Here is a 24,001-nt window from a genome sequence, read left to right on the forward strand (position 1 = left end):
TAAAACATGATTGTCGCCAAAACTTAACTAAAACATCTCACGCTAAACTGCTAAATAACTGACAAACTTACTCAGCACAAGTTAAATTATCTTTGATTATGGTCAACCGTCTTGCTCAATCCCAAAGCCTTTACCTGCGGAAACACGCCGAAAACCCGATCGACTGGTGGCCCTGGTGCGACGAAGCCTTAGAAACGGCCCTGGGCCAAAATAAACCGATTTTTTTGTCAATTGGCTACTCTAGTTGCCACTGGTGTACAGTGATGGAAGGAGAAGCATTTTCCGATCGCGCGATCGCCGAATACATGAATTCGCAGTTTGTACCGATAAAAGTCGATCGCGAAGAACGCCCGGACATCGACAGCATATATATGCAAGCCTTGCAAATGATGACGGGCCAAGGCGGTTGGCCTCTCAACGTTTTTCTCACTCCCGACGAGCGAGTTCCCTTCTACGGTGGCACTTATTTCCCCGTAACTCCGCGCTACGGACGCCCGGGATTTTTAGAAGTGTTGCAATCTATTCGCCGCTTTTACGATACAGAAAAGCGCAAATTGCAAGCCTTCAAAGGAGAAATTTTAGACAACCTCCACCAGTCGGCGCTGCTGTCAGTAACAACCGCAGAATTAAATCGCGAAGTCTTCCAAAAAGGCTTAGAACTCAATACCGGAATTATTGCCCGGAGTAACCCCGGGCCGAGTTTTCCAATGATGCCCTATGCTGATTTAGCACTGCGGGGAACGCGCTTTAATTTTGATGCAAAATATGACAGCAAACAAGTCTGCACTCAGCGCGGCTTAGACTTAGCCTTGGGCGGCATTTACGACCACGTAGCGGGGGGATTTCACCGCTACACGGTTGACGCAACTTGGACTGTGCCGCACTTTGAAAAAATGCTCTACGATAACGGTCAAATTGTTGAGTATTTAGCGAATTTGTGGAGCGCGGGAATTGAAGAGCCAGCTTTTGAAAGTGCGATCGCGCGGACAGTAGAATGGTTGAAGCGAGAAATGACTGCGCCGACTGGCTATTTCTACGCAGCACAGGATGCTGACAGTTTTACCCCCCCAACCCCCCCTTACCAAGGGGGGACAACGGGGGGGTCTGAGCCGGAAGAAGGAGCGTTTTATGTTTGGACTTACACCGAACTACAAACGCTGTTAACTGTCGAGGAATTTGCTGAAGTTCAAGAAGCGTTTGATATTAGTCGCAGCGGCAATTTTGAAGGCAAAAATGTATTGCAGCGCCGACATCCGGGAAAATTCAGTACCACGGTAGAAACGGCTTTAGCTAAACTTTTTGCTCTGCGCTACGGCGGCCATCCAGATACTGTAAAAACCTTTCCGCCAGCGCGGAACAATCAGGAAGCAAAAAACGACAGTTGGCCGGGGAGAATTCCAGCAGTTACTGACACGAAAATGATTGCGGCTTGGAATAGCTTAATGATTTCGGGTTTGGCGCGGGCGGCGGCTGTTTTTGGGAATTTTGAGTATTTGGAATTGGCTGTGAAAGCTGCTAATTTTATTTTAGACAATCAGTGGATTGACGGGCGGTTTCAGCGACTCAATTATGACGGACAATCGGCGGTGGCGGCGCAGTCGGAAGATTATGCTTTGTTTGTGAAAGCTTTGTTGGATTTGCATCAAGCGAGTTTGATGTTAGGAAACGGGGAATCTGTACAGCAATTGCCGAATTCTCAGTTTTGGTTGGAGAAAGCTGTGCGGGTGCAAGATGAGTTTGATGAGTTTTTGTGGAGCTTGGAATTGGGCGGGTATTACAATACTGCTAAGGATGCTAGCGGGGATTTGTTGGTGCGGGAACGCAGTTATACTGACAATGCTACTCCGGCGGCCAATGGAATTGCGATCGCCTCTTTGGTTCGCTTGGCGCTGCTGGGTCAAAATTTAGAATATCTCGATCGCGCCCAACAAGGTTTGCAAGCTTTCAGCAGTATTGTCCGAGATAGTCCCCAAGCTTGTCCGAGTCTACTTTCGGCTTTAGATTGGTACCAGCATTCTACCCTAATTCGCACGTCGCCCGACCAGATTTCTGGATTGATTTCGCGGTATTATCCGACTGCTGTCTGTCAGATTGAGGCTGATTTACCCGAAGGTGTTATCGGGTTAGTTTGTGAGTGTTTGACTTGCAAAGAACCTGCGAAAAGCCAAGAGATGCTGTTAGCAGAAATTCTGCACAGTCAAACGCGAGTATAGAAGGAGAAGGACTTCAGTCCTTACTACAAACTTTTAGGGAAAAAGAAGGACTGAAGTCCTTACTACAAACCTTTAGAGAAAAAGAAGGACTGAAGTCCTTACTACAAACTGGTTCGTAGTAAGGACTTTAGTCCTTTCAATGTTAGCCCTCAATTTGCCAAAATCTCGACTAAATATTCTATAGTCACCTCGACAGCATGGGCGATTAACACCTGCAATTGACATCAGCCCGGACGTGCGATCGCCTTCGGCGGTAAAAATTGTGTAGAAAAAAAACTTGACATCAGCCGACGATAGAAAGTAAAAATAAATAACAGCAATCACCAAAATGAGGCTTTATGTTTGATTCGCGATCGGTGAGCGACAAGTATGACATTGATAAATTGCTATCTCGTACAACAATTTTGGCTAAAAGACATCCGGTAAAATACGGAGAATAGATGTTTTTTTTGAACCTTGTTCAGCAATCTAAAATTCACAATTCTGCAATCTAAAATCTAAAATCTAAAATCTAAAATGGCAACAGCTATTCTCGACCTGGAAATCTCCCAACTACCGCCAGAAATAGCGGTTGAGGAGCGTTACAGCAAAGCCTTGGTTTTAATTAGGCTGCACGGAAAACCGATCGGTCAAGCGACTTTACCCGCAGTCGGAGGTCGCATAGACGGCTCCCAATTGCGGGAAACACTGATGAATGCTGTGGGCGATAACCTGTGGAAAAATTGGCTCTACGAGACCCTGGAATGGGACGAACGCGGGCCAGTACAGGCAATGCCCACAGCCACTGTAGCGGTTTGCACGCGCGATCGCCCGGAAGATTTGCAGCGCTGTCTCGACGCGTTGATGCGGCTGCCCGACGACGGTCAGGAATACTTAGTAATTGACAATTGTCCCGCCACGGAGGCTACGAGGGAACTGGTCGAAAATTACCCAAAAGTCCGCTACGTGCGGGAAGACGTGGCGGGGTCTAGCACTGCCCGCAACCGCGCTGTGCTGGAAGCTAAGGGGGAAGTTATCGCTCTGACAGATGACGATGCAGTACCAGATCCGAACTGGTTGCGATCGCTCTTGCACAATTTCGGCGATCCGCGAGTTATGTGTGTCACCGGGTTGGTAATGCCTTTGGAACTCGAAACTGAAGCTCAAGAATGGTTCGAGCGTTACAGCCCCCACGGACGTGGATTTCAGCGAGTCATCTTCGACGGGGCGTACTGCAACCCGCTGATTGTAGCTCCTATAGGCGTTTCGGCGAGTATGGCTTTGCGGAAGAGCGCGATCGACTGCGTAGGTCTATTTGACGAAGCTTTGGGTGTGGGGACGCCTGCAAAATGCGGGGAAGATCACGAACTTTATGTCCGCATCCTGACTGCGGGCTATCGCATTATCTACGAACCGAGGGCTCTAAGCTGGCATCGTCACCGGCGCGATTGGGAAGATTTGCGCAAAACGATGTACTGCTACGGAATTGGAGTCTACGCTTTCTGGACGCGCACTTTGGTGAAAAATCGGGAGTTTAGCATACCGCTGTTAGCCTGGGGATGGCTGCGCTACAAACAACTGCCTGAGTTGATTGCTTCTTTGCGAAACAAACCGGACTCTATCCCAAAAGACTTGCTCTTAGCTCAACTTCGCGGCTGCATCGGCGGCCCGATGGCTTATTTTGCTTCTCGCAAACGGTTGCAAGAAATTAAAGGGGAGTCAGTAGTTAGTAGTCAGTAGTCATTAGTCATTAGTCATTAGTCATTAGTCATTAGTCATTAGTCATTGGTCATTAGTCATTAGTCATTAGTCATAGTGCTGTCCCCGCTCGCGAACGTTATTAGCGCGAGCGTCCCCGCTCGCGAACGTTATTAGCTGAGATTCTTCCATCTTCCATCTTCCATCTTCCATCTTCCATCTTCCATCTTCCATCTTCCAATTCCTATTACCAATTACCAATTATGAACAGGGAAAATCTCACTGTTAGCGTAATTATTCCCAGTCACAACCGCAGTTATTCGCTGCGACGCGCTCTCGATGCCCTGCACTCGCAGACTTATCCGATCGACCTCATCGAAGTGACGGTAGTTGCAGATAGCTGCATTGACGATACTTTGGCAATGCTCAAAGACTACCAAGCTCCGTTTAAAATACAGGTTATTGAAGCAAAGTGTCGGGCTGCTTCGATCGCCCGGAATACCGGAGCAGCCTCCGCTACCGGAAAACTGCTGATATTTATAGACGACGATATCGAACCAACTCCGCCTTTAGTCGAAAGTCATGTACGCATTCACCAACAGCGTCCGGGCTGCGCGGTAATCGGCCCTTATCCTCCTAAATTGCAGGGAGGGACTAGATTCTTTGACGTAACAGTGCGGGCTTGGTGGGAAGAAAAATTTTATGAGATGAGCCAGCCTGCTCACCGTCACACTTATCAAGACTTGCTCACCGGCAACCTTTCTCTGGATGCAGAACTGTTTGCTAGCACCGGAGGCTTCGATTCAGGCTTCGGCCAAGGCACTGCCCATGAAGATTACGAGTTCGGCTTACGCTTGCTCAAAGCAAATATACCTTTTGCTGTGGCAGCGGATGCAGTCGGGTATCACTACGAACACGAAACTAACAACCTCGATCGCTCTTTTCGGCGCGCGCGTGCGGAAGGCCGCTCCGATGTCTTGCTGGGTCAGAGGCACCCAGAACTCAGACCTACTCTGCACGTAGGGGATTACGAAACTCCTTACTCTCTGGTCGATCGGATTTTGGTCGCCCTGGTTTTTTACTGGCCGGCCGCGCTAGATTTGCTGGTGTTGGGACTGAGACGATCGCTAGATTTACTAGAAGCTGTCCGGATGCGCGGTACTTGGCGGTGGCTGAACACTAAATTGCGCGGTTACTGGTACTTCCGTGGTGTGGTAGACGAATTGAAAACTCGATCGGGCATTTCTAGTTTTCTGCAAGAAGGCCCGGCCCGCGCGGATTTGGCAGAAAACGAAATAGAAATCGATTTGCAGCAAGGTTTGGAAGCAGCAGAACAAAGGATTGATGCCGAAAGACCCGCCGGTATTTACCTTTACTACGACAAGCTGACAATCGGTCACATCCCTCCCGAAGTTGGCGCCGAACCTTTACGGGGAGTTCACCTGCGAACGATTCTGGCGCTGCACTTAGCCGAACCGCTGGCGAGAGCGATGGCGGTTAACGGTATGCCACACAGTTCTGAGTCGATCGCAACACAACCTTTACTTGCTTTTGAAGATCGTGTTTTGGCAATTAAATAATTGCTAATTGGTAAGTTGTAAGGGGTAATAGGTAATGGGAATAGTGAAATTAATAGCTAGTGCTTCATGTTAATGGCTAGTAATTTTCCTAATCGCCAATCACAAATACTAAATACCTAATGCTCCATCCGATTTTGGATTGCCGATTTGAAATTACAATTGCCATCAATTTTTCAATCTAAAATCTAAAATCTAAAATCTAAAAGTGCCAGATTCCAAGTCGGATATTTAGTTAGGAGGAAATTATGGCAATAAAAATGCTTGAGATCGAGTTTACTGAACAGATAAATCCGATTAGGGGACTAGAAAAATATGAAGGCGTCCGCATCTTGGTTCGCTACCGAGGACGCCCGATCGGCTGGGGCTATGTTAATAACAATCCCTGGGAACAGACAATCTCGGCAGATCGAGTGCGACAAACAATTGTCGAGCAGATGGGCAAGACGTTGATTCAATTGAGTTTGGCAGAGCAGTTAGCCCCGATCGCAGAGTTCGATCGAGAATTGCCACCAATTAGCGTTGTCATCTGTACGCGCGATCGCACTGACTTACTCAAAGGCGCTCTGGAATCGCTGCTGGCCCTCGACTACCCCAATCGCGAAATTATCGTTGTAGACAACGCTCCCTCCAACAACAGAACTGCCGAATACGTCGCGGGATTACCTGTACGCTACGTCAAAGAGGAACGGCCAGGATTGGACTGGGCACGAAATCGCGGCATCGCGGAAGCCCGCCACGAAATTATTGCTTTTACCGACGACGACGCGCGACCCGATCGAGGTTGGCTGCGGTCAATTGCTGCTGGCTTTGCCGATCCCGAAGTCATGGCCGTCAGCGGTTTAGTCTCGGCTGCGGAACTGGAAACCATGCCCCAACAGCAATTTGAGCTGGTTTACGGCGGAATGCTGCAATATTTACACAAATTCAAAGTTGAAGGTAACAAACTTTCGGTGAAAGATTTGCTGTGGGCTTGCAATTACGGCGTTGGAGCAAATATGGCTTTCCGCCGCCAAATTTTTGAGGCTGTGGGCAACTTTGACGTGGCTCTTGATGTGGGGACGGCGACACGCGGCGCTGGCGATGTCGAGATGTTTCACCGGATTTTGGCGAAGGGATATACGACTTTTTACGATCCGAGCACTTTGGTGTGGCACTTGCACCGGCGCAGCGACAAAGCTTTGAGCCGACAGTTACAGGATAACGGGCGCAGTTTTGGGGCTTATTTGCTGACTTGCGATCGCAACCGTACCGTAGGGCGCGCCCAACTTGTGCACTTTGTCGTGTTTGAGTGGTTGGGTTGGTGGCTGCTGCGCCGCTTGCGGAATCCTGGCAAACTTCCCCGCAAATTCGTAGTCAGCGAATTGCTGGGGGCTTTGCAAAGTCCTTTTGCTTACCGAGAAGCTCAGTTGCAAGCGCGGCAGTTGGTGGCCCTTGCTGAAGAGGAATCGCAGGAAGTTGAACCGCAGGTAATAGCTGGGGGTGTCCAGTGAGAAATGCAGGACAACTGGTTTACAGGCGCCAAGTCGCTCATTTCTTTGATTTGCTGCGCGAGTTGGTCGATCGCGACATGAAACTACTCTACAAGCGATCGGCCCTGGGGATTGCTTGGACTTTGATCAATCCACTGTTGCAGTTGGCGGTTTTTTCTTTTGTGTTTCGATCGGTAATTCCAATCAACATTCCAAAATATTCTTCGTTTGCTTTCAGTGGTTTATTAATTTGGACTTGGACTCAAAGTGCCTTATTTCAAGCAACAGGACTAATCACCAGCAACCGCGCTTTAATTAGACAGCCAAATTTTCCGATCGCCATTTTGCCTGTAGTCACAACAGCAACAGGGCTAATTCACTTTTTACTGGCGCTCCCAGTCTTAATGATATTTCTGATAATTGACGGTTTGCAGCCGAATTCAGTGCTGTTTTTTTTGCCAGTGCTGCTGGTAATTCAGTTTTTTTTGACAGTCGGTTTGGCTTATCCCCTCGCTGCTTTGAACGTTACTTTCCGGGACACTCAGCACACTCTAGGCGTACTGTTGCAGATGCTTTTTTATCTGACTCCAATTTTCTACGACCTCAACAGCGTCCCGAAAGAATATCTGATATTTTATCAGTTGAATCCGATGGTGCCGTTGATTGAAGCTTACCGAGCTGTACTGCTCAGAGGCACGCAGCCTGATTGGATGGCATTATTAATTGTGAGTGTAGTAGTAGCTGCTCTTTTGCCGATCGGACTGGGAATTTTTAGACGGCAAAGCGATCGATTTGTGGAGGAATTGTAAATGCGTCAAGCAATTGTGATTAAAGGTTTAGGCAAGCGTTTCAACAGCTACAGTGCCGATCGACCTTTTACGATTATGGAGGCTGCTTTGTGGGGGTGGTGGCGGATGAAGCCACAAGCACATTTTTGGGCCTTGCGAGATGTGAGTTTTAGTGTTTCTCCTGGGGAAATGCTGGGAATTCTTGGCAAAAATGGAGCAGGAAAATCGACACTACTGCAACTGATTGGAGGTATCGGCCGTGCTGAGGAAGGAAGTATTAAAGTCAATGGCAAAATTGGCGGTTTGTTGGATTTGGGTGCAGGCTTTCACTCGGATTTAACAGGGCGAGAAAATGTGTTTGTGGGTGCGGTAGTAGCTGGTTTAACTCACCGGGAAGCGACGCGCCGCTTCTCTGATATTGTTGAATTTGCAGAATTAGAACAGTTTATTGACAGCCCCCTACGAACTTACAGTACGGGGATGCAAATGCGGCTGGCTTTTTCGGTAGCGGTACACACCGATCCGGAAGTGCTTTTAATTGATGAACATTTGTCGGTTGGTGATGTGGCTTTTCAAACTAAATGTTTGAACAAGATAGCCGAGTTTAAAACTAAAGGTTGTGCGATTGTTTTAATTTCTCACAATGCTGGACAAATTCAGAAATTGTGCGATCGAGCTTTGTGGCTGCGGGATGGTAAAATCCAGGCTTACGGAGAGCCGGAAGTTGTAGCCGGTCAGTATTTATCGGAAATGCGATCGGAAACAGAAAAGCGCACTCCCATGCGTCCTCCTGAAGTCACAAGTACAGGCTCGGAATTGCGTGTTAATGAAAACCGTTTCGGTTCTTTGGAAGTAGAAATTACGGATGTCAAAGTGTTGCCGGATGAGGAAATAGACAGCGGCGATACGATTACTATTGAAATTCATTACACGGTTCCCAAATCGATTGATGCTGCAATTTTTGGGGTGACAATCAGTCGGGAAGACGGTCAAAGTTGTTTTGAGACTAATACTAATCAAATGGGCCGGTTGATACCGCTGGCGAAAGGTAAAGGCAAAATCCGGCTGCACGTAGACAGGCTGGATTTAGGAAACGGGCAGTATTACGTGAATCCTGGGGTTTACGAGAAGAGTTGGGCCTACGCTTACGATTATCACTGGCACGTTTATCCGCTGTACGTGCGATCGACTGTACACCAAAAAACGATCCTTTGTCCGCCCTACCGCTGGGAGTTTGACGGCAAAATGGAGGTGCTGGATTTGCCAGAAACAACTGACAAAGTTCACGCTTTGAACAAAAATAATCCCAGCTACGCCAAGATTTCCACTCAGTTGAAAAATAAGCAGTCACCTGACTTTTTAATTCTGGGCGCTCAAAAGTGCAGCACCGAGGCTTTATACGGCTATCTAGAAAATCACTTGCAAAATATCAAAGAAGGTGCTAAGCAAGTACACTTTTTTGAATTGAATTTCGAGCGCGGTGTTGAGTGGTACAGCAAGCAGTTGACGCGGAGTGTTGCGGGTGACAAAGTGCTGCTGTGGGAGATGACTCCTTACTATATTTACCATCCGTTGGTGGCCGAGCGGGTTTACAAGTGTTTCCCGGATGTTAAGCTGATTGTGATGCTCCGCAACCCGGTACAAAGAGCGTGGATGCACTATCATTTAGAAGTGGCGATCGGCTGTGAAAAGCTGGATTTTGAAAAGGCGATCGCATCTGAACCAGACAGACTCAAAGGTGAGATCGAAAAATTCAAAGCCGATGAAGGCTATTACAGTTTCAACCACCAGCATTATTCCTACTTGTCGAGAGGAATTTATGTCGAACAAATCAAGAATTGGCTCGATTATTTTCCCAGGGAACAGTTGCTAATTATCAAAAGCGAAGATTTTCAAAAAAATCCGGGAGATGTGTTTTCAGAGGTGTTAGAATTCTTGGATGTTAAGGCGAGTGCTGTCAAAGAATATCAGGGTAATAGTGCCGAAGATTACAGTAATATGCCTCCGGAAATAGAACAAGAATTAACCAATTATTTTAAGCCTTACAATCAGGAGCTTTCTGATTTGTTGAAGGAAGATTTTAGTTGGAGTTAGGATGTTTGTGAAACCGCAGATGAACGCGGATTAACGCGGATTAATACGGTAAAACATAATTCCTGTAGGGGCGGGTTAACCAACCATATTTAATTTTTACCAACAATCTAGATAAACCCGCCCCCACTCCACGAAAAAAATTAGATCGCCAGTTTATTAATATAAAATCAACAATGCAACGAATATTTTTAGTAGGAGCTCCAAGAAGCGGTACTACAATTCTTCAGAGTTTATTAGCGGCTCATCCTGAAGTTATTTCTTTTCCTGAATCTAAGTTTTTTCACTATTTATTGTACGAGAAGTTTGCGGCAAAGTTGCCAAGCAGGATGGAAGCTTTTTTTAATGATGAGATTAATCGCCCTGAACTTTTGCAAGGTTTTGATGACAATCAAAGTGTGGAAGCTAAAGTTAGTTGGTTTGTCGGAGTTTTGGATGGTTTGGCTGCGGAACAGAACAAAAGCATTTGGTTGGAAAAAACGCCGGAACACATATATTTTATTGAGGATATAGACCGCTTTTTGCCAGATGTTAAGTTTATACATATTTTGCGAAATAGTATGGATTGCATCGCTTCTATGTATGAAGCCACTCGGGATTTTAACGAATTGTGGGGCGGTGGTTGGGATTTAGATCGCTGTATCGAGGGATGGAAATATGCAGTATTAACTAGCCATAACTATCTTGATAAATCTAATCATATCTTGGTTAGATATGAAGATCTTGTAGAAAACAAAAAGTTAGTTCTAGAGGATATTTGTAATTTTATTGGAATTGAGTATGATGCTGGAATGCTGATTAATTATAAGGAAAAAGCAGCTAAGCTGAGTTTGAATTTACCTTGGCATCAAGGAATTGCCAGGGATATTCAAAGCACTAAGGTTCACAAATATCATCGAGTTTTTAAAGATAGTGAAATTAAAAATATTCTAACTCATATCGAGTGGGTAAATTCGAGAATTGCCTACAAGGTTACGGTGGAGGTGAGCGAATTAATTTCGGATATTAAGGTTCCACAAATATTCAATCGCGTTTGCTGTACAATCAAGTTAGCAGGTGTTGAACTCGAAGTTAGGGATTTGGAGCTTAATACTATACCAATCCTTTGGCTGCTCCTTCGACAATACAATAGCATGGCTGGGCTCTTATTTCTACGCAAGTCCCTTATTGAATTGCCAGTCTGTGACGGGATTGTGACGGGTACGGTGTTGGCAGATGCGATCGCAGCCCAGTTTGCTTGGCCAATACTTTCACGCTTCTTTCAAGACAATCCAGAAACTCCCCAACTGGAATGGACGCTATTTTTACAAGAAATCTGGAATCGTCCTAATTGGGTTGAGGCTAATTTTTACAATCCCGAAACCGTCGATGAAGCAGTCACAATCACTCTCGATGGAGACTTGATTGCTGTGGAAGTTAGCGAAGAATTGACTAATATAAAAGTTGAGCTTGCTGAAATTGACGTGCTGGTGACAGTAGGCGGTGTGGCGATCGCTATTGTAACCGTTACCGTGGAAAATAACTTTGTTTCTGCTCAAAAAGTGCGATCGACAATTACTCGAAATATCGGTTTTGAGTTGTGCGTCGCCACCGTGCGAGAAGCTTTGTTGGGAAAACCGCTAGATAATAAGCAATCGTTGCGATCGCGCTTAACCTCTACTGCACAACAAAGGTCGAATCTGCCCGACTGGTTGAATGCAAAGGGTTCTAGGGGCATTTACCCCCAAGATGCGGTGATGTTCGGTAGGCGATGTGGTGCAACAGGAACCAGTATCAGCCGCCGCGCCGCACTCCCAGCCCAGGCGCTGCGGGAATTAACGAAATCAGCAGCAATCGCAGGGGAAGTGATAATCCAAATTCCCAGAGAAAACGAGTTACCAAAGCAAGTATTTTACGCACCAGAAATCATTTGGCAAAAATCGCCTTACCGAGAAGTTTCTCACTCAGTGAAAACTCAAATATTTGACAATGATAGCATCACAGAAAAACTCTCGATTCTCGCCTACCGTCGCATTTCTCCCGATGGTTTAAATGCAATTACTCCGCAGGTTTTTGAACAACAGTTGCAGTATCTGAAAGAAAATGGTTATTACAGTGCAACTTGGGAAGATTGGCAAAATGCAAAACTAACTAAAACTCCTTTACCAGGTAAAGCTGTATTAATAACTTTTGACGGTGGCTATCTCGACTTTTTAACCTACGCTTTCCCTTTGCTAAAACGCTTTGACTTTACAGCCACTGTTTTTCTAGTAGCCGAGTCAATAGGAAAGACAAATAGTTGGGAAAAAGCCGAATTTGAACAAGTACAGTTAATGGAATGGCCGGAAATTAGACAATTGCGGGATGCAGGGATTGAATTTGGTTCCATGTCTGCCACCTATCAGCCTCTGACTTCATTGTCCCCCACCGAAATTGTGCGCGAAGCGGCGAAATCCCGCGCAACTTTGGAACGGGGATTAGGGAAATCTGTGAGAGTTTTTGCCTATCCCTACGGGAATGTCGATGAAATTGTAGCGCATTTAATCGGAGCAAGTGGGTATAGTTTCGGTGTATCATATAGATGGAGTACGAGCAATTTTCACGATTCTTTAATGTCGCTACCCCGCCTTCAAGTAACAGCAGAAAATTTCTGGGAATTGGTTCGTAGATGTGTATATTTGTAGGGTGCGTCAGCCAGAGATTTTTAAGACAATCAAAAACATTTCAACTGACGCACCCTACAAGTGAAATTGCTGCAACAAGGTGCGTCAGCCAGATATTTTCAACTCAACAAAAATCTTTCAACTGACGTACCCTACAAGTGAAATTGCTGCAACAAGGTGTGTCAGCCAGATATTTTCAACTCAATCAAAAATCTTTCAACTGACGCACCCTACAAGGGAAATTGCTGCAACAAGGTGCGTCAGCCAGATATTTTCAACTCAATCAAAAATCTTTCAACTGACGCACCCTACAAGTGAAATTGCTGCATCAATCCCTGAAATTTACGTCGCAAATAACCGCCAAATCCTCTGGAAATCTTCTCAAACTTATAATCAAATAAAATATCCATCACATCTTTAGTTTTCATGTACTTTAAATAAGAAATCATTTTATCTGTCAGTTCATCATTAACATCATCAATATACTTTCTCACCGCCAACCTTTCCGAAATATTCCATTTGCGATCGAATTTGCGGTGCATTTGGGTCTCATAATCCGCAAAATCCGAGATTTTCCCATCCAAATATTGTTCAATGTATTTCCCAGCGATTTCGGCACCATCCATCCCGTGTCTAATCCCTTCGCCGCCCAGAAAATTAACTGTCGAGACAGTATCGCCGATCGCAATTATGTTATCCTTCCAATAAATATCCTGCAAACCGCGACTGTATTTCAGCGTCGAACCGTGTTTGTCAATAATTTTATAACTTTTAGACTTCAAATATTCATCAATCAGCAAATCAATATACTGTTTCAGCGGTGACAAATGCTTAACCGTTTTGGCATCTAAAAAAATGCGTCCCGCACCAACTTTCAGTCTATTTTGTTCCATAGGAAATATCCAAGAATAACCCTTCGGCATCCATTTATCACCCAAAAAGAAGATTAAATCATTGGCATATTTATTGTAAACTTCCGGTTCAACTTCAATTAAATATTCGATTCCGGTACCCGACAAAAAATCAGGCTTGTCCTTTTCCTTGTCGTACATAATCGCCCTAGCAAAGCCAGTAGCATCAACCAAGACTTTCGTGCTAACTTTGATAAGTTGCCCGTCAGATAACTGTTTAAATTCTACTGTAGTTTCGCCGTTGGCTTGCGAATGTCCGGTATAGCGACAACCCAGCCAAACTTCACCGCCAAATCGCTCAACTTCGTCGGCTAAAAATGCTCTAAATTTTGCAAAGTTGAGTACAACTCCCAAACTTTCGGGAGATTCCCAAGTTTGACTAACTTTGCTAGTTTCAATAGTCAGTTTGTGCCAAAAACTGCCGATAACTGATTCGGGTAAATCGAATTGAGAGAGGGTTTCTAAAGGTGTGGCGGCGCTGGAAAAGTCATTTTTATTAAAATTGTCGTTTTGTTCTGCAAGCAAAACTTTGCGACCGGATTTGGCTAGAATTCTTGCACAGTGGCCTCCTGCTGGGCCGGCTCCTACTATTACTATATCAAAATTTTTTAAATTCATCTTACTATAAATTCGCTTCTAATGTCAAAACATCCGCCGAAATATCAACTACCAAGCGCCGATTTTTCAGCCATTGCCGGCCGATTAAAATTTCCGGTACTCCTGCACCCACATGAACAGGAATGTCAAATTCTTGACCCTCAAGACGCACTTTTCCTGCATAAATATCGAAATCAAATTCTCCCTTAGCTGTTTGCATTGTTTCTTTGTCTACATAAGTCCAATCAAGCCCTTCTAAATCCTGAATATCCATTGCTAAACAGCCAGAAAAACCTGTATCTAGCAGAGTATCAACAGGTAATTCTAAGCCGTTATCGGCAATCAATGAAATTTCAAAAAATAGCTCGTCATTATCGCCAAATATTCCTTCCATCATATCGTGCCACAAACTCCGGTTTCATTAATCCGAAATACGTGGGGGATAGCATTGGGATGTTTCTGACGACACATTTTTCCAGCAGCTAACGAATCTTGTTCGATAAAATGTTCTCCGCTGTCGGGTTCAACCGCCATGTACCAGTTGTAGTGGGTTTTAATCAATTCTGGTTTGAGGCGATCGAATATGGGTTGACACCGCTGGCGAAATGCGGCTCTTTCGGCGTACCATTGGGCTATTTCTTCTGGAGAAAGTATGCGTTTTGCGTGCAATCTTTTCCGGGGTACTGTGCGAGTTGGGTTGAGATAAGTCATTGTTGATTCTCCTTTTGTGCAGTAAAGCTGAAGTAAGGTGGGCATTGCCCACCCTACAATTCTAGCTAATTAGACGCTAATTGGTGACTTTTGGCGGCTGAATGTTGCTAAAATGCGATCGCACATTTGTGACGGATTCAATCCCAAAGTTGCAAAAGATTGTTCAGGTGTGGCATGATCCACCAATGTATCAGGTACACCCAACCGCATCAGTGGTACGAGAATATTGTTATCCATCAAAGCTTCGGCTACTGCTGAACCAAAACCACCCATTAAACAACCTTCTTCCATCGTGACAACTTTGCCGATTCGTTGCGCCAAAGGTAAGATTAATTCGGTATCTAAAGGCTTGACAAAACGCGCATTAATCACAGTTGCTTCGATGCCGTGTTCGCTCAACATCTCGGCGGTTTGCATTGCCGGATAAACCATTGAACCGTAACCTAAGATTAGCACGTCATCGCCGTTGCGGAGGATTTCCGCTTTGCCGATCGGCAATTCTTCCCAACCTTCTTCCATCAGAGGCACGCCGTAACCGTTACCACGCGGGTAACGCATCGCGATCGGGCCTGTCGTGTGGTTGATGCCAGTGACTACCATCCGCTGCAATTCTGCCTCGTCTTTTGGCGCCATAATTGTCATATTTGGCAGACAGCGCAAGAAGGAAATATCGTACATTCCCTGGTGCGTGGGGCCGTCGGCGCCGACAATCCCAGCGCGATCCAAACAGAAGAACACTGGCAAGTTTTGGATGCAGACATCGTGAACTATTTGGTCATATCCCCGCTGCAAAAATGTCGAGTAAATTACTACAACCGGGCGCATTCCTTCGCAGGCTAAACCAGCCGACAAAGTGACGGCGTGTTGTTCGGCAATGCCGACATCAATGTATTGTTTCGGGAGTTTTTCCTGAAGTTTGTCTAGACAAGTTCCCGTTGCCATTGCCGCAGTAATCCCAACAATTTTTGGATTATCTTCTGCTAGCTTAACCAAGGCATGAGCAAAGACTTTTGAGTAAGCTGGAGGCTTGGGCTTAGTCGAAGGAATGCCCTTGCCAGTCGCTAAATTAAATGGGTTTTGGGCGTGATATCCTACTTGGTCTTTTTCGGCGATCGCATATCCTTTGCCCTTCACCGTCACAACGTGAACTAACACCGGCCCTTGGATGGTATGACCTTGTTTGAAAGTAGCAATTAACTCTTCCAAATTGTGTCCATCTACCGGGCCCATGTAGGTAAAGCCTAATTCTTCAATTACGGCTCCAACTTTGGACACGGCTAACCGTTTCATGCCTTCTTTAAGGCGTTCCATTTCTGGTGTAAATGTTTCGCCAACAAACGGAATTTGCTTGAATTGTTCCTCTAAGTTATCTTTGAGAAATTGCACCGGCTGCGAGAGTCGCATTTTGTTCAAATAGCGGGTAATTGCGCCGACATTGGGCGAGATTGACATCTCGTTGTCGTTGAGCACTACCATCACATTAGTTTTCGGCATATGGCCTGCGTGGTTGATCGCTTCGAGTGCCATACCCCCTGTCAGCGCACCGTCGCCAATGACTGCTACAGTTTTAAAGTTTTCGCCCTTGAGGTCGCGCGCCATCGCCATCCCTAAGGCTGCGGAGATGCTCGTGGAAGCGTGACCGGCGCCGAAGTGGTCAAATTTGCTCTCGCAGCGCTTGAGATAGCCTGCAACGCCGTCTTTTTGGCGCAGGGTGTGAAAATTGTTGTAGCGACCGGTGATCAACTTGTGTGGATAAGCTTGGTGGCCGACATCCCAGGTAACTTTGTCGCGATCGAGGTCGAGTGTTTGGTAGAGTGCTAAGGTGAGTTCCACTACACCCAATCCTGGGCCAAGGTGTCCGCCGCTAGCGGCTACTGTTTCTAAATGCTTTTCTCGAATTTGTCGGGCAATTTGTTCGAGTTGATGAATCGACAGGCCGTGTAATTGGTTTGGATGAGTCAGTTCGCTGAGATGCATATTTTAAAATCCCGCTCCTAAGAATTAGGACGAATCCTTAACAGATAATAGTTTGAGCCTGCGGCGTTCGGTACGCGCAAACTTAGAATATTTTACCTGTTATTTGAGAAAAACTGTTAGGCGTAAGATTTTTATTATTTTTGACCTGGTAATTATAATAAGTAAGTCGAAAACAGTCAATATAAAAAATCCTTATCTTGTTAGTTGGTAACGGCTAATTATTAGCTGCACGGGGATTATTAGCAATTTAAAACTTGTTTTTGTAATGATGGCTGACTTTTTAACCATTGGGTTTCTGCAAGCGGACTGTGATGCAAAATCATTAACTGCGATTTTTTAAGGGATTCTAGGGCGTAGGTACAATCTTGCAAATCGCTAAACTCAACTTCAACAATTTCTGCATCGCATTCATCAACTACTGTTCCCACTTGACCGCGATATAAGCCCTGTTGTGGCAAGTCTTCTAGTAATGCCACGATCGCAAGCAATTCGATCATAAAATTCATTCTATTAATTTACTACTGGTCACAGTGATTGGCTGAAAGCCCATACGTATAAAATAAGTATCATCATATATACATTTATAGTCGCAAACAAGTTCTTCTCCCTCGTAGATGTCACGTGCTGCAACGTCTCGTCGCAAGCTCGAAAGAATATTAGGAGACTCTGAAAAATGATTGATGAAACGTTGATCGTCAAAGCAAAGAACGTATCTACAGAGGAGTTTGTCAAAATAGGCATATTTTAAAAATTGCTCTTTCGCTGAAGGAGACATCCGCTCAATATCCGCCTCTTCATAAGACGTATCGAAGTATGGAGAGTATTCCCAGGTAACGGTACCTTTTGGAATAAACTGCGCTGCGAAAAGACCAATACCGTGAATAGAACTGATGCCAAGTTTTGTTTGAACCAGTAGCATAACTACGCACTTAATTGAGTATTCATAGGAATCGAATATCTCAGATCCTCTTGAAATATTGTAGCCTATCGGTTGCTAAGTAAATTTGATTGAGGAGCCATCTGATCTCTTACACCATTCTTAATTACTTGTTTAGAAACAGGCAAGATGCCTGTTCCACAAGAAAATTTATCTTTTGTGGAACGGGCATCTTGCCCGTTCTTCACAATGGTGCAACATCTCAGATCGATCGCACTTCCGGCAATTTCTCGGCCCCAGTCGTATCAAAGACGATCGCGTGTTTAGTCGCGGGTACTAACCGCCGTAAAACTTGGATGTATCCCTCTGCATCGCCCCGGCGGTGGAAGCGCGCCACAACCAATCGCTGCATATTTGGCAATTGCCGCACAATACAGCAGGGATGAGAGTTTAATTTGGGCTTTGATGTTGGTATCATAGGAAAATCGTGCCCCGCGTTTGCGGGGTTGGGTAGAAAAGCGATCGCCCTCAAGTTTTCGACGCTAGGTGGGCGATCGTTTTCAGTGTACATAGATATTATCCGGTATATATGCACCGAAGTCAAGCAAAAAAATGGGCTACGTGAGACTGCGGATTCGAGAACTAGCTGAGCAAAGAGGTTGGACGTTCAAAGAAGTTGCCGATCGATCCGGAGTCAATTACAACACGGTAAAAAGCTACGGGAGGCGCGATGCTTTGAACACAGTCGATTTGTCTGCTGTCTACAAAATTGCTCGCGCCTTAGACGTGACGATGGAAGATTTAGTCGAGATTTTGGAATAGTAAGGGCGCGCTAATGGGATACGTGAGGCTGCGGATTCGAGAACTAGCTGAGCAAAAGGGTTGGACGCTAAAGCAAGTTGCCGATCGATCGGGAGTGAATTACAACACTGTTAGAAGCTACGTTCAGCGCGATGCTTTGAACACGGCCGATATTTCTGCTGTCTACAAAATCGCCCGCGCTTTCGACGTGACAATGGAAGATTTAGTTGAGATTTTGGAAGATTGAGGGCTCAGAAATGGGGCGAGTCAGGCTGAAGATTCAAAAGTTGGCTCAAGAAAAGCGCCCGACACTGCAAGATGTGTCTCCTCGATCGGCACAAGGTTTGCTTAGAAAAATGTATCAAACTTTTACAAATAAACCGATCGCACTCATAAAGCCGCTATCTTCGTGACAAAAGCACTTCGTCAGCATGAGTCCGGTTCTCTAACTTTGGATTATTCGACTCTACACCGCCCCCAACACCCGAAAGATGAAGATTTGTAATGTTTTGTCAACATCTTAGGGTTGCTGAATTAAAATCTTCTCATAAAAAAGACGAGCTTCTAGCAGGCAAAATTATGAAAAAAAATTTAAAACTCAGCTTATGAGATGGAATTCGCTGCTCTGACAAGGTGCAATAACAATGTAACTAATGTAACTTTTGATGCAAGAACCACTAGCATTAACCTTGTTGAAGGTCACAGGCCAATTTCTGGCCGTGCCTTCTGAAAATCGCTTTCCTCGTCGATCGCATCAAATTTCAAGTGCAATTACTTTGCTTGCACGACGGGAACCGCAGGTATAGAGGAAAAATTTAAGTCCAAAGCTGACGCACCAGAACTTTGAGCGACGGTTTTTTGACCGGCAACGAGGACAGAAACACAGTCTTTTCCTCCATCAAACCTGGTTTTTGCGTCCAAGACTCAACTCGATTCGATCGAATGAATGCAGTCGCAGCCAACATTTAGTTAGATGTTGCGATACAGCAAGTTGCGCGCTTGTACAGGGAGCTAACGGCAGTGATGGATCTCGATTGTTTACCTTACGGCGCAGGCCACGCCCAGGAAGGGGTCTGTCTGCTAGTGCGAATGGGGCCGTACCGCATTTTACTCGACTGCGGTATAGAGGATGTCGCACCCCTGTCAGCGACACTAGATCGATCGCCCCCAGTCGATTTCGTAGTGTGCACCCACGCCCACTCCGATCATGCCAGAGGTTTGCTCGCACTCCACCAGGCTTTCCCCCTGTTGCCAATTTACGCCAGCGAAGTCACAGCGCGACTGCTACCGCTTAACTGGCCGGCCCAGTCTCAGCAGCCAGAGTCGCATTTCTGTGAGGCTCTACCCTGGCAGTCGCCGATCGAACTGCGCCGAGGACTGAGCGTGCAGTTGTTCCCGTCGGGCCATTTGCCCGGAGCGGCGACTGTACTCTTGACCTATGAAGCCCCCCATCGCACCTACACCCTGGTTTACACCGGCGACTTTTTTCTATCGAATTGTCGTTTGGTGGAAGGTTTGCCGCTGGGACAACTCCGGGGCATGAAGCCCGACGTGTTAATTTTGGAAGGTAGTTACGGCACAGCGCGCCACCCTCACCGCCGACAACTGGAAAATCAGTTAGCCGATCGCATCCACCGCGCGATCGCCGACGGATGCTCGGTACTGCTACCCGCACCCGCCCTCGGTTTGGGTCAAGAACTGCTGATGCTGCTCCGCAGCCACCACTACTTCACCGGGCGCGACTTGGATATTTGGGTAGACGGCACTGTCGCCGACGGGTGCGACGCTTATCTGGAACTGCTGCCCCATTTTCCCACCGCCGTTCAAAACTTTGCTCTCCACCAACCTTTGTTTTGGGACGAAAGGGTGAAACCTCGCGTGCGCCGGTTGTCTGCCGAACAGCGCTCCGAATTGGGGAAAACCCCGTGTATTGTAATTACTGACCAAATTTCCGATTTGGGTTTGTACGTTGCCGATCGCACAAATCCTTGGATTTTACTCGCACCTCAAAAACCCGGATATCCCGTCAGGGAATGGTTTGCCAACTGGCAGGAATCAGGAGTTCGGCTCATTGAAACTTATCTGCTAGCCGAACACTGCGACGGGCCGGGAACTACCCAGCTCATCCACAATTTGCGTCCGCAGCACGTAATTTTAGTGCACGGTTCCCCTGCATATTTGGCTGACTTGGCTAACTTGGACGAGCTGCGAAACCGCTACCAGTTGCACACTCCGGCGGTAGGGACTGTTGTCGAATTGCCGATCGGGGAAATGTTTTTGCAGCCCGCTATCCCCGAAACTAACTATGAGGGAGAACTCAGCGAATTGGGGACAGAGGTAGCAATTAGCTTGCCGAGTCCGATTACAGCCGATCCTCGGTGGGCAAATTTTGCCGATACAGGTTTAGTAGAAGCGCGCTGGCAAGGCGAAGAACTGGTACTGCGCGGCATCTCCCAGCGGGAACTGCTATTTCAAGGCAACGCCGTTCAGGCAAACCTCGAATGCTGTGGCAATTGCCAGCACTACCGCGGCCAGCGCTGTTGGAACCAGTCCAGTGCTTTGTTTGGCTTTAAAGTCACTCCCGACGGTTTCTGTCCGGTGTTTGAAGCGATACCGGAGTCTGAATTTTTCATAGATGAGGAATTAGATGCGGAATAAACCTATTGTTGTCATTGCGATCGACAGCTTAGCGCGCTTTCTGATGAGGCGATCGCAGTATTTGTTGTTCGTCGGTTCTGCGTCTGTGACTGCTCTGGTGGCTCAGAGGCGAAAACTGGCGATCGAACTCAAATTTCCATCCTAAATAGCTTATTTGGTGACAATCCAGCAGATTTTTCGGCAAAACCCGAGTTTTGCCCCATTCCTCGACAAAAAAGGGAGAAAAGTCGTTTTCTTTTCCCCCAACTATTTTTTGTGACTCAAGCTAAGGATCAAAACTATTCTAAATTCGAGTCCGGGTAGTGATTGCGAATTTGCTCGGCTTCGGGACAATCGTCAGTAACTAGGGGTTCGCAGTTAGTTCTCGACACCGAAGCCAACTTCTGGGACACAGCTCCAATACTTTCTAGACGCACCATTTCTTCCCAGGAGCTAATTTCGTCTTCTTCGTCGGTTTCGTAGCGCAGCGTGACTAGATCCCCTTCAATATCTAGGATACGAGCGCGCTCTATCCAACGTTGCTGATCTCGAAGAAAAATAGAAACCTCACGACCATCACAACAGAGTTGATAGATTTTGCGCTGTAGCATTTGTCAGTTCTCCTGCGCAGTGTAACTTGCTTAAAATATGGCCTGTTTACAGTAACGTACTTTGAGTTTTACATCGGAAGGCACAGCCCTATGGACTGGCCAGTTTGACGTTTTCCGAAACTTTGGCACCTATGGGGGTTACCATATTTCATTTTACCACTAAATCTATCTTGTACGCTATTTATCTAAGTGCAGATTTTCGGGCCGGCGGCATCCCTCGCAAGAGGCATTTACCAGAATAGATGCCAGAATCAGGACTTGATTCGGGCCAGCCACCCTCCAAGCGGACTGTGCTGCGAGTCGCTCTCAATTGCTCCTTATGTTTCCCAGAGACATTACTAGATAGCGGTTTAATTCACATTTGGCGATCGCACGGACATTGCGGAGGCTCTCATCGGGGACGATCGCAAGGGCGATCGCCACCATTCCTGTGCTAACAACGGTAAAATCTCAAATGTAATCATACCTTGACATCGAACCCACGCACTCGTATACGCCATCAGACTAGAACTAAAACTCCCTCCCTTGTGCCGTGGCGTTAGAAAACCTACAGGTATAGACTTAGGAATGAGAATTAAATAACTTACATTTTTTATTGTTCTTGTGGGATGGGCGTCCCGCCCGTCCAGAAAAGACGGGTTCTTCTGGCCCATCCCACTTTCAAGAGTGTAAATTATTTAATTCGCGATCCTTAGGAATATCGACGTTTGCCAGCTTTGAGTAATGGTAAAAAATACAACTGCCAGTTTCCCTAAAAAAGCCGAAAATCAAGCTAGGGAAATTTCAGTATATCTCTTCAAACAAACAGTTAGGCAACCGACAATCAGAAATACAAGCCTCAAAAAATACCCCCAAATATTATCGAAGGCTCGCCCAAAAATAGGGAAAAATTGCCAAAAACTGACGAACTATCTGCAAAAAACTACAACAAAAATTAGCTATAAATACAGTCCAAATCTGGGTATTTTTGAAGGCTATCGAGCTCATTGCCAGCGCCTTATTATTTGGAAATATGGACACTGCCCAATGAAACATTCTCTACATATACGATGACAGAGCGTTGCTAATTCTATTTGCAGGAAGTTCAGCAAATTACTTTCCTAGCGTTTGCTCTTCCTCCTTGTCCTTATCCTTGTCCTTCTGGGTAGATTCATCATCAGCTTGACCGACCCCTTCCTTAAAACTCCGCAGCGTTTTGCCCAAAGCATTTCCCAACTCAGGAATTTTCTTGGGGCCAAAAATTAGAATAGCGACTACCGCAACAATGCCCAATTCGGGCAATCCCAGACCAAACATACAAAATCTCCGCGCTTACCTACTTTGCTTTTTCCCTGCGAATTACCGCTAGTGCATTTATTTTAGCGGAGAGTTTCCGGAAATCTTACTCATTACTCGGGTTTTTATGGCAATTTATTGCCCTGTGCCACTGCGAATACCTAGACTAATGTCACAGGGCTTGCTATAAGAGGGCAGATTTTTTTGTAAAACTTACTCGATCGCACGTCGAACTGCTGATATCCTTAAAAGTATCTACCTTGTTTACTGCATCCTGCAACCGTAGAATGAAGTTTTATTAAGCGATCGCCCGATAAATAAGAATGTTAGAAACATCCAAGCCTTCCCTGCGCGACCAACAGCACTACCTTATCCGCGAATTAGCCGATCGGATAGAATCAGTATGGCGTCGATACCTCGACCTCGAACCCTACCACCTCCCCGCTGAGTTGGGATACGTGGAAGGGCGGCTGGAAGGAGAAAAACTGATCATAGAAAATCGCTGCTATCAAACTCCCCAATTCCGCAAAATACACCTGGAACTGGCTAAAGTTGGGCCACTGCTGGATATCCTCCACTGCGTGATGTTTCCCAGACCGAATTATGCTTTGCCGATGTTCGGCACAGACATCGTAGCAGGCAAAGGTCAAATTAGCGCCGCGATCGCAGACCTTTCTCCCCTCAATCCCGATCGAACTTTGTCGGAAACCTACCGCACTCGACTGCAAACTTTGCCCGTCAACCAGTTTTCTTGTCCCCGCCAAATTCCCGAATGGGGCGATATTTTCTCAGAGTTTTGCCTGTTTGTGCGCCCCGATTCACAGGAAGAAGAAAGCCGATTTCTAGACATAGTTGAATCCTACGTCGAAATTCACTGCAAACTCGCAGTCGCTTCGGAACCAGTTTCTGTAGCCGAAGAAGCAAAAATTCTCGACGCTCAAATTTACTACTGCACCCAGCAGCAGCAAAACGACAAAACCAGGCGCGTACTCGAAAAAGCTTTCGGTCAAGATTGGGCAGAACATTACATGACCGAGGTGCTGTTTGATTACCCTAAATAGCTAAAATCTGTTTACAATTGTTCCTACCTGGTTGGCAACTCCCCGCTCTCTCAAAGACGGAGATGCTCTAAAATTTCAGGATG

At 46.1% G+C, this 24,001-nt stretch carries 26 protein-coding genes; 15 read left to right on the forward strand and 11 right to left on the reverse strand.

The genetic code is table 11. The features are described 5' to 3' along the window. The first annotated feature begins 98 nt into the window (after positions 1-98). Positions 99-2,213, forward strand: coding sequence for a thioredoxin domain-containing protein (locus tag JGK14_RS09895; protein WP_325315021.1), 2,115 nt, complete (start codon positions 99-101; stop codon positions 2,211-2,213). Positions 2,214-2,729: 516 nt separating this feature from the next. Beyond that, positions 2,730-3,932: a glycosyltransferase family 2 protein gene (locus tag JGK14_RS09900; protein ID WP_325315022.1), complete on the forward strand. Its 1,203-nt coding sequence runs from the start codon at positions 2,730-2,732 to the stop codon at positions 3,930-3,932. Positions 3,933-3,998: 66 nt separating this feature from the next. On the opposite strand, the gene JGK14_RS09905 is transcribed toward JGK14_RS09900, so the two are convergent. Next, a complete protein-coding gene (locus tag JGK14_RS09905) occupies positions 3,999-4,124 on the reverse strand; it encodes a hypothetical protein (protein ID WP_293203212.1) in 126 nt (41 codons plus the stop codon). A 29-nt stretch (positions 4,125-4,153) separates the two neighbouring features. On the opposite strand from JGK14_RS09905, the gene JGK14_RS09910 reads away from it, so the two are divergent. From JGK14_RS09910 to JGK14_RS09930, 5 genes are all read left to right on the forward strand, one after another. Then, a complete protein-coding gene (locus tag JGK14_RS09910; RefSeq protein ID WP_325315023.1) occupies positions 4,154-5,470 on the forward strand; it encodes a glycosyltransferase in 1,317 nt (438 codons plus the stop codon). 245 nt (positions 5,471-5,715) lie between these two features. Beyond that, positions 5,716-6,960 (forward strand): glycosyltransferase, encoded by a 1,245-nt coding sequence (locus tag JGK14_RS09915; RefSeq protein WP_293180944.1) that lies wholly within the window; start codon positions 5,716-5,718, stop codon positions 6,958-6,960. Continuing rightward, on the forward strand, positions 6,957-7,748 hold the full coding sequence (locus JGK14_RS09920) for an ABC transporter permease (RefSeq protein ID WP_293180947.1): 792 nt from the start codon (positions 6,957-6,959) through the stop codon (positions 7,746-7,748). The genes JGK14_RS09915 and JGK14_RS09920 overlap by 4 nt, the downstream gene beginning before the upstream one ends. Beyond that, on the forward strand, positions 7,749-9,821 hold the full coding sequence (locus JGK14_RS09925) for a Wzt carbohydrate-binding domain-containing protein (protein ID WP_293180950.1): 2,073 nt from the start codon (positions 7,749-7,751) through the stop codon (positions 9,819-9,821). A 173-nt stretch (positions 9,822-9,994) separates the two neighbouring features. Then, a complete protein-coding gene (locus JGK14_RS09930; RefSeq protein WP_293180953.1) occupies positions 9,995-12,481 on the forward strand; it encodes a sulfotransferase in 2,487 nt (828 codons plus the stop codon). A 287-nt stretch (positions 12,482-12,768) separates the two neighbouring features. On the opposite strand, the gene JGK14_RS09935 is transcribed toward JGK14_RS09930, so the two are convergent. The 7 genes from JGK14_RS09935 to JGK14_RS09965 form a co-directional block, all read right to left on the reverse strand. After that, positions 12,769-13,989, reverse strand: a complete 1,221-nt coding sequence (locus JGK14_RS09935) for an NAD(P)/FAD-dependent oxidoreductase (RefSeq protein ID WP_293281544.1) — start codon at positions 13,987-13,989, stop codon at positions 12,769-12,771. A gap of 4 nt (positions 13,990-13,993) precedes the next feature. Next, positions 13,994-14,365: an aspartyl protease gene (locus JGK14_RS09940; protein WP_325315024.1), complete on the reverse strand. Its 372-nt coding sequence runs from the start codon at positions 14,363-14,365 to the stop codon at positions 13,994-13,996. Next, entirely contained in the window at positions 14,362-14,679 is a 318-nt protein-coding gene (locus JGK14_RS09945) for a hypothetical protein (protein WP_293180962.1), read from the reverse strand. Before JGK14_RS09945 ends, JGK14_RS09940 begins: the two co-directional genes overlap by 4 nt. A 69-nt stretch (positions 14,680-14,748) precedes the next feature. Beyond that, positions 14,749-16,656, reverse strand: coding sequence for a 1-deoxy-D-xylulose-5-phosphate synthase (gene dxs / locus JGK14_RS09950; RefSeq protein WP_325315025.1), 1,908 nt, complete (start codon positions 16,654-16,656; stop codon positions 14,749-14,751). A gap of 239 nt (positions 16,657-16,895) precedes the next feature. Then, on the reverse strand, positions 16,896-17,162 hold the full coding sequence (locus tag JGK14_RS09955; protein ID WP_293206447.1) for a DUF4926 domain-containing protein: 267 nt from the start codon (positions 17,160-17,162) through the stop codon (positions 16,896-16,898). Beyond that, positions 17,159-17,575 (reverse strand): SET domain-containing protein, encoded by a 417-nt coding sequence (locus JGK14_RS09960; RefSeq protein WP_293206445.1) that lies wholly within the window; start codon positions 17,573-17,575, stop codon positions 17,159-17,161. Before JGK14_RS09960 ends, JGK14_RS09955 begins: the two co-directional genes overlap by 4 nt. A gap of 220 nt (positions 17,576-17,795) precedes the next feature. Continuing rightward, positions 17,796-18,104 (reverse strand): hypothetical protein, encoded by a 309-nt coding sequence (locus JGK14_RS09965; protein ID WP_325315026.1) that lies wholly within the window; start codon positions 18,102-18,104, stop codon positions 17,796-17,798. Positions 18,105-18,145: 41 nt separating this feature from the next. On the opposite strand from JGK14_RS09965, the gene JGK14_RS09970 reads away from it, so the two are divergent. From JGK14_RS09970 to JGK14_RS09980, 3 genes are read left to right on the forward strand one after another with little or no spacing between them, the layout of a single operon-like run. Further along, entirely contained in the window at positions 18,146-18,355 is a 210-nt protein-coding gene (locus tag JGK14_RS09970) for a helix-turn-helix domain-containing protein (protein ID WP_293180977.1), read from the forward strand. Positions 18,356-18,368: 13 nt separating this feature from the next. Then, a complete protein-coding gene (locus tag JGK14_RS09975; protein WP_293180980.1) occupies positions 18,369-18,581 on the forward strand; it encodes a helix-turn-helix domain-containing protein in 213 nt (70 codons plus the stop codon). Positions 18,582-18,591: 10 nt separating this feature from the next. Then, positions 18,592-18,747 carry a hypothetical protein gene (locus JGK14_RS09980; protein WP_293180983.1) on the forward strand — a complete coding sequence of 52 codons (156 nt, stop codon included), beginning with the start codon at positions 18,592-18,594 and terminating at the stop codon, positions 18,745-18,747. A gap of 358 nt (positions 18,748-19,105) precedes the next feature. Here JGK14_RS09980 and JGK14_RS09985 read toward each other — a convergent pair whose 3' ends face one another. Then, on the reverse strand, positions 19,106-19,255 hold the full coding sequence (locus tag JGK14_RS09985) for a hypothetical protein (protein WP_293224683.1): 150 nt from the start codon (positions 19,253-19,255) through the stop codon (positions 19,106-19,108). Between the two features lie 102 nt (positions 19,256-19,357). Here JGK14_RS09985 and JGK14_RS09990 point away from each other — a divergent pair, with 102 nt between their 5' ends. Together JGK14_RS09990 and JGK14_RS09995 are read left to right on the forward strand one after the other, a co-directional pair. Next, positions 19,358-20,992, forward strand: coding sequence for an MBL fold metallo-hydrolase (locus JGK14_RS09990; RefSeq protein WP_293191049.1), 1,635 nt, complete (start codon positions 19,358-19,360; stop codon positions 20,990-20,992). Next, positions 20,982-21,137: a hypothetical protein gene (locus JGK14_RS09995; RefSeq protein WP_293180989.1), complete on the forward strand. Its 156-nt coding sequence runs from the start codon at positions 20,982-20,984 to the stop codon at positions 21,135-21,137. Before JGK14_RS09990 ends, JGK14_RS09995 begins: the two co-directional genes overlap by 11 nt. A gap of 133 nt (positions 21,138-21,270) precedes the next feature. Here JGK14_RS09995 and JGK14_RS10000 read toward each other — a convergent pair whose 3' ends face one another. Continuing rightward, positions 21,271-21,582, reverse strand: a complete 312-nt coding sequence (locus JGK14_RS10000; protein WP_265236321.1) for a DUF6679 family protein — start codon at positions 21,580-21,582, stop codon at positions 21,271-21,273. Positions 21,583-21,824: 242 nt separating this feature from the next. On the opposite strand from JGK14_RS10000, the gene JGK14_RS10005 reads away from it, so the two are divergent. Then, positions 21,825-22,019, forward strand: coding sequence for a hypothetical protein (locus tag JGK14_RS10005; protein WP_293180997.1), 195 nt, complete (start codon positions 21,825-21,827; stop codon positions 22,017-22,019). A 286-nt stretch (positions 22,020-22,305) separates the two neighbouring features. Beyond that, positions 22,306-22,635: a hypothetical protein gene (locus tag JGK14_RS10010; RefSeq protein WP_293203218.1), complete on the forward strand. Its 330-nt coding sequence runs from the start codon at positions 22,306-22,308 to the stop codon at positions 22,633-22,635. 39 nt (positions 22,636-22,674) lie between these two features. Here JGK14_RS10010 and tatA read toward each other — a convergent pair whose 3' ends face one another. Further along, positions 22,675-22,878: a twin-arginine translocase TatA/TatE family subunit gene (gene tatA, locus JGK14_RS10015; protein ID WP_293155728.1), complete on the reverse strand. Its 204-nt coding sequence runs from the start codon at positions 22,876-22,878 to the stop codon at positions 22,675-22,677. A 302-nt stretch (positions 22,879-23,180) separates the two neighbouring features. Here tatA and JGK14_RS10020 point away from each other — a divergent pair, with 302 nt between their 5' ends. Then, positions 23,181-23,918 (forward strand): phycocyanobilin:ferredoxin oxidoreductase, encoded by a 738-nt coding sequence (locus JGK14_RS10020; protein WP_293155731.1) that lies wholly within the window; start codon positions 23,181-23,183, stop codon positions 23,916-23,918. The last annotated feature ends 83 nt before the right edge of the window (positions 23,919-24,001 follow it).

Origin of the sequence: Microcoleus sp. PH2017_28_MFU_U_A (assembly GCF_020738035.1) — a bacterium.
Lineage (GTDB): Bacteria > Cyanobacteriota > Cyanobacteriia > Cyanobacteriales > Microcoleaceae > Microcoleus.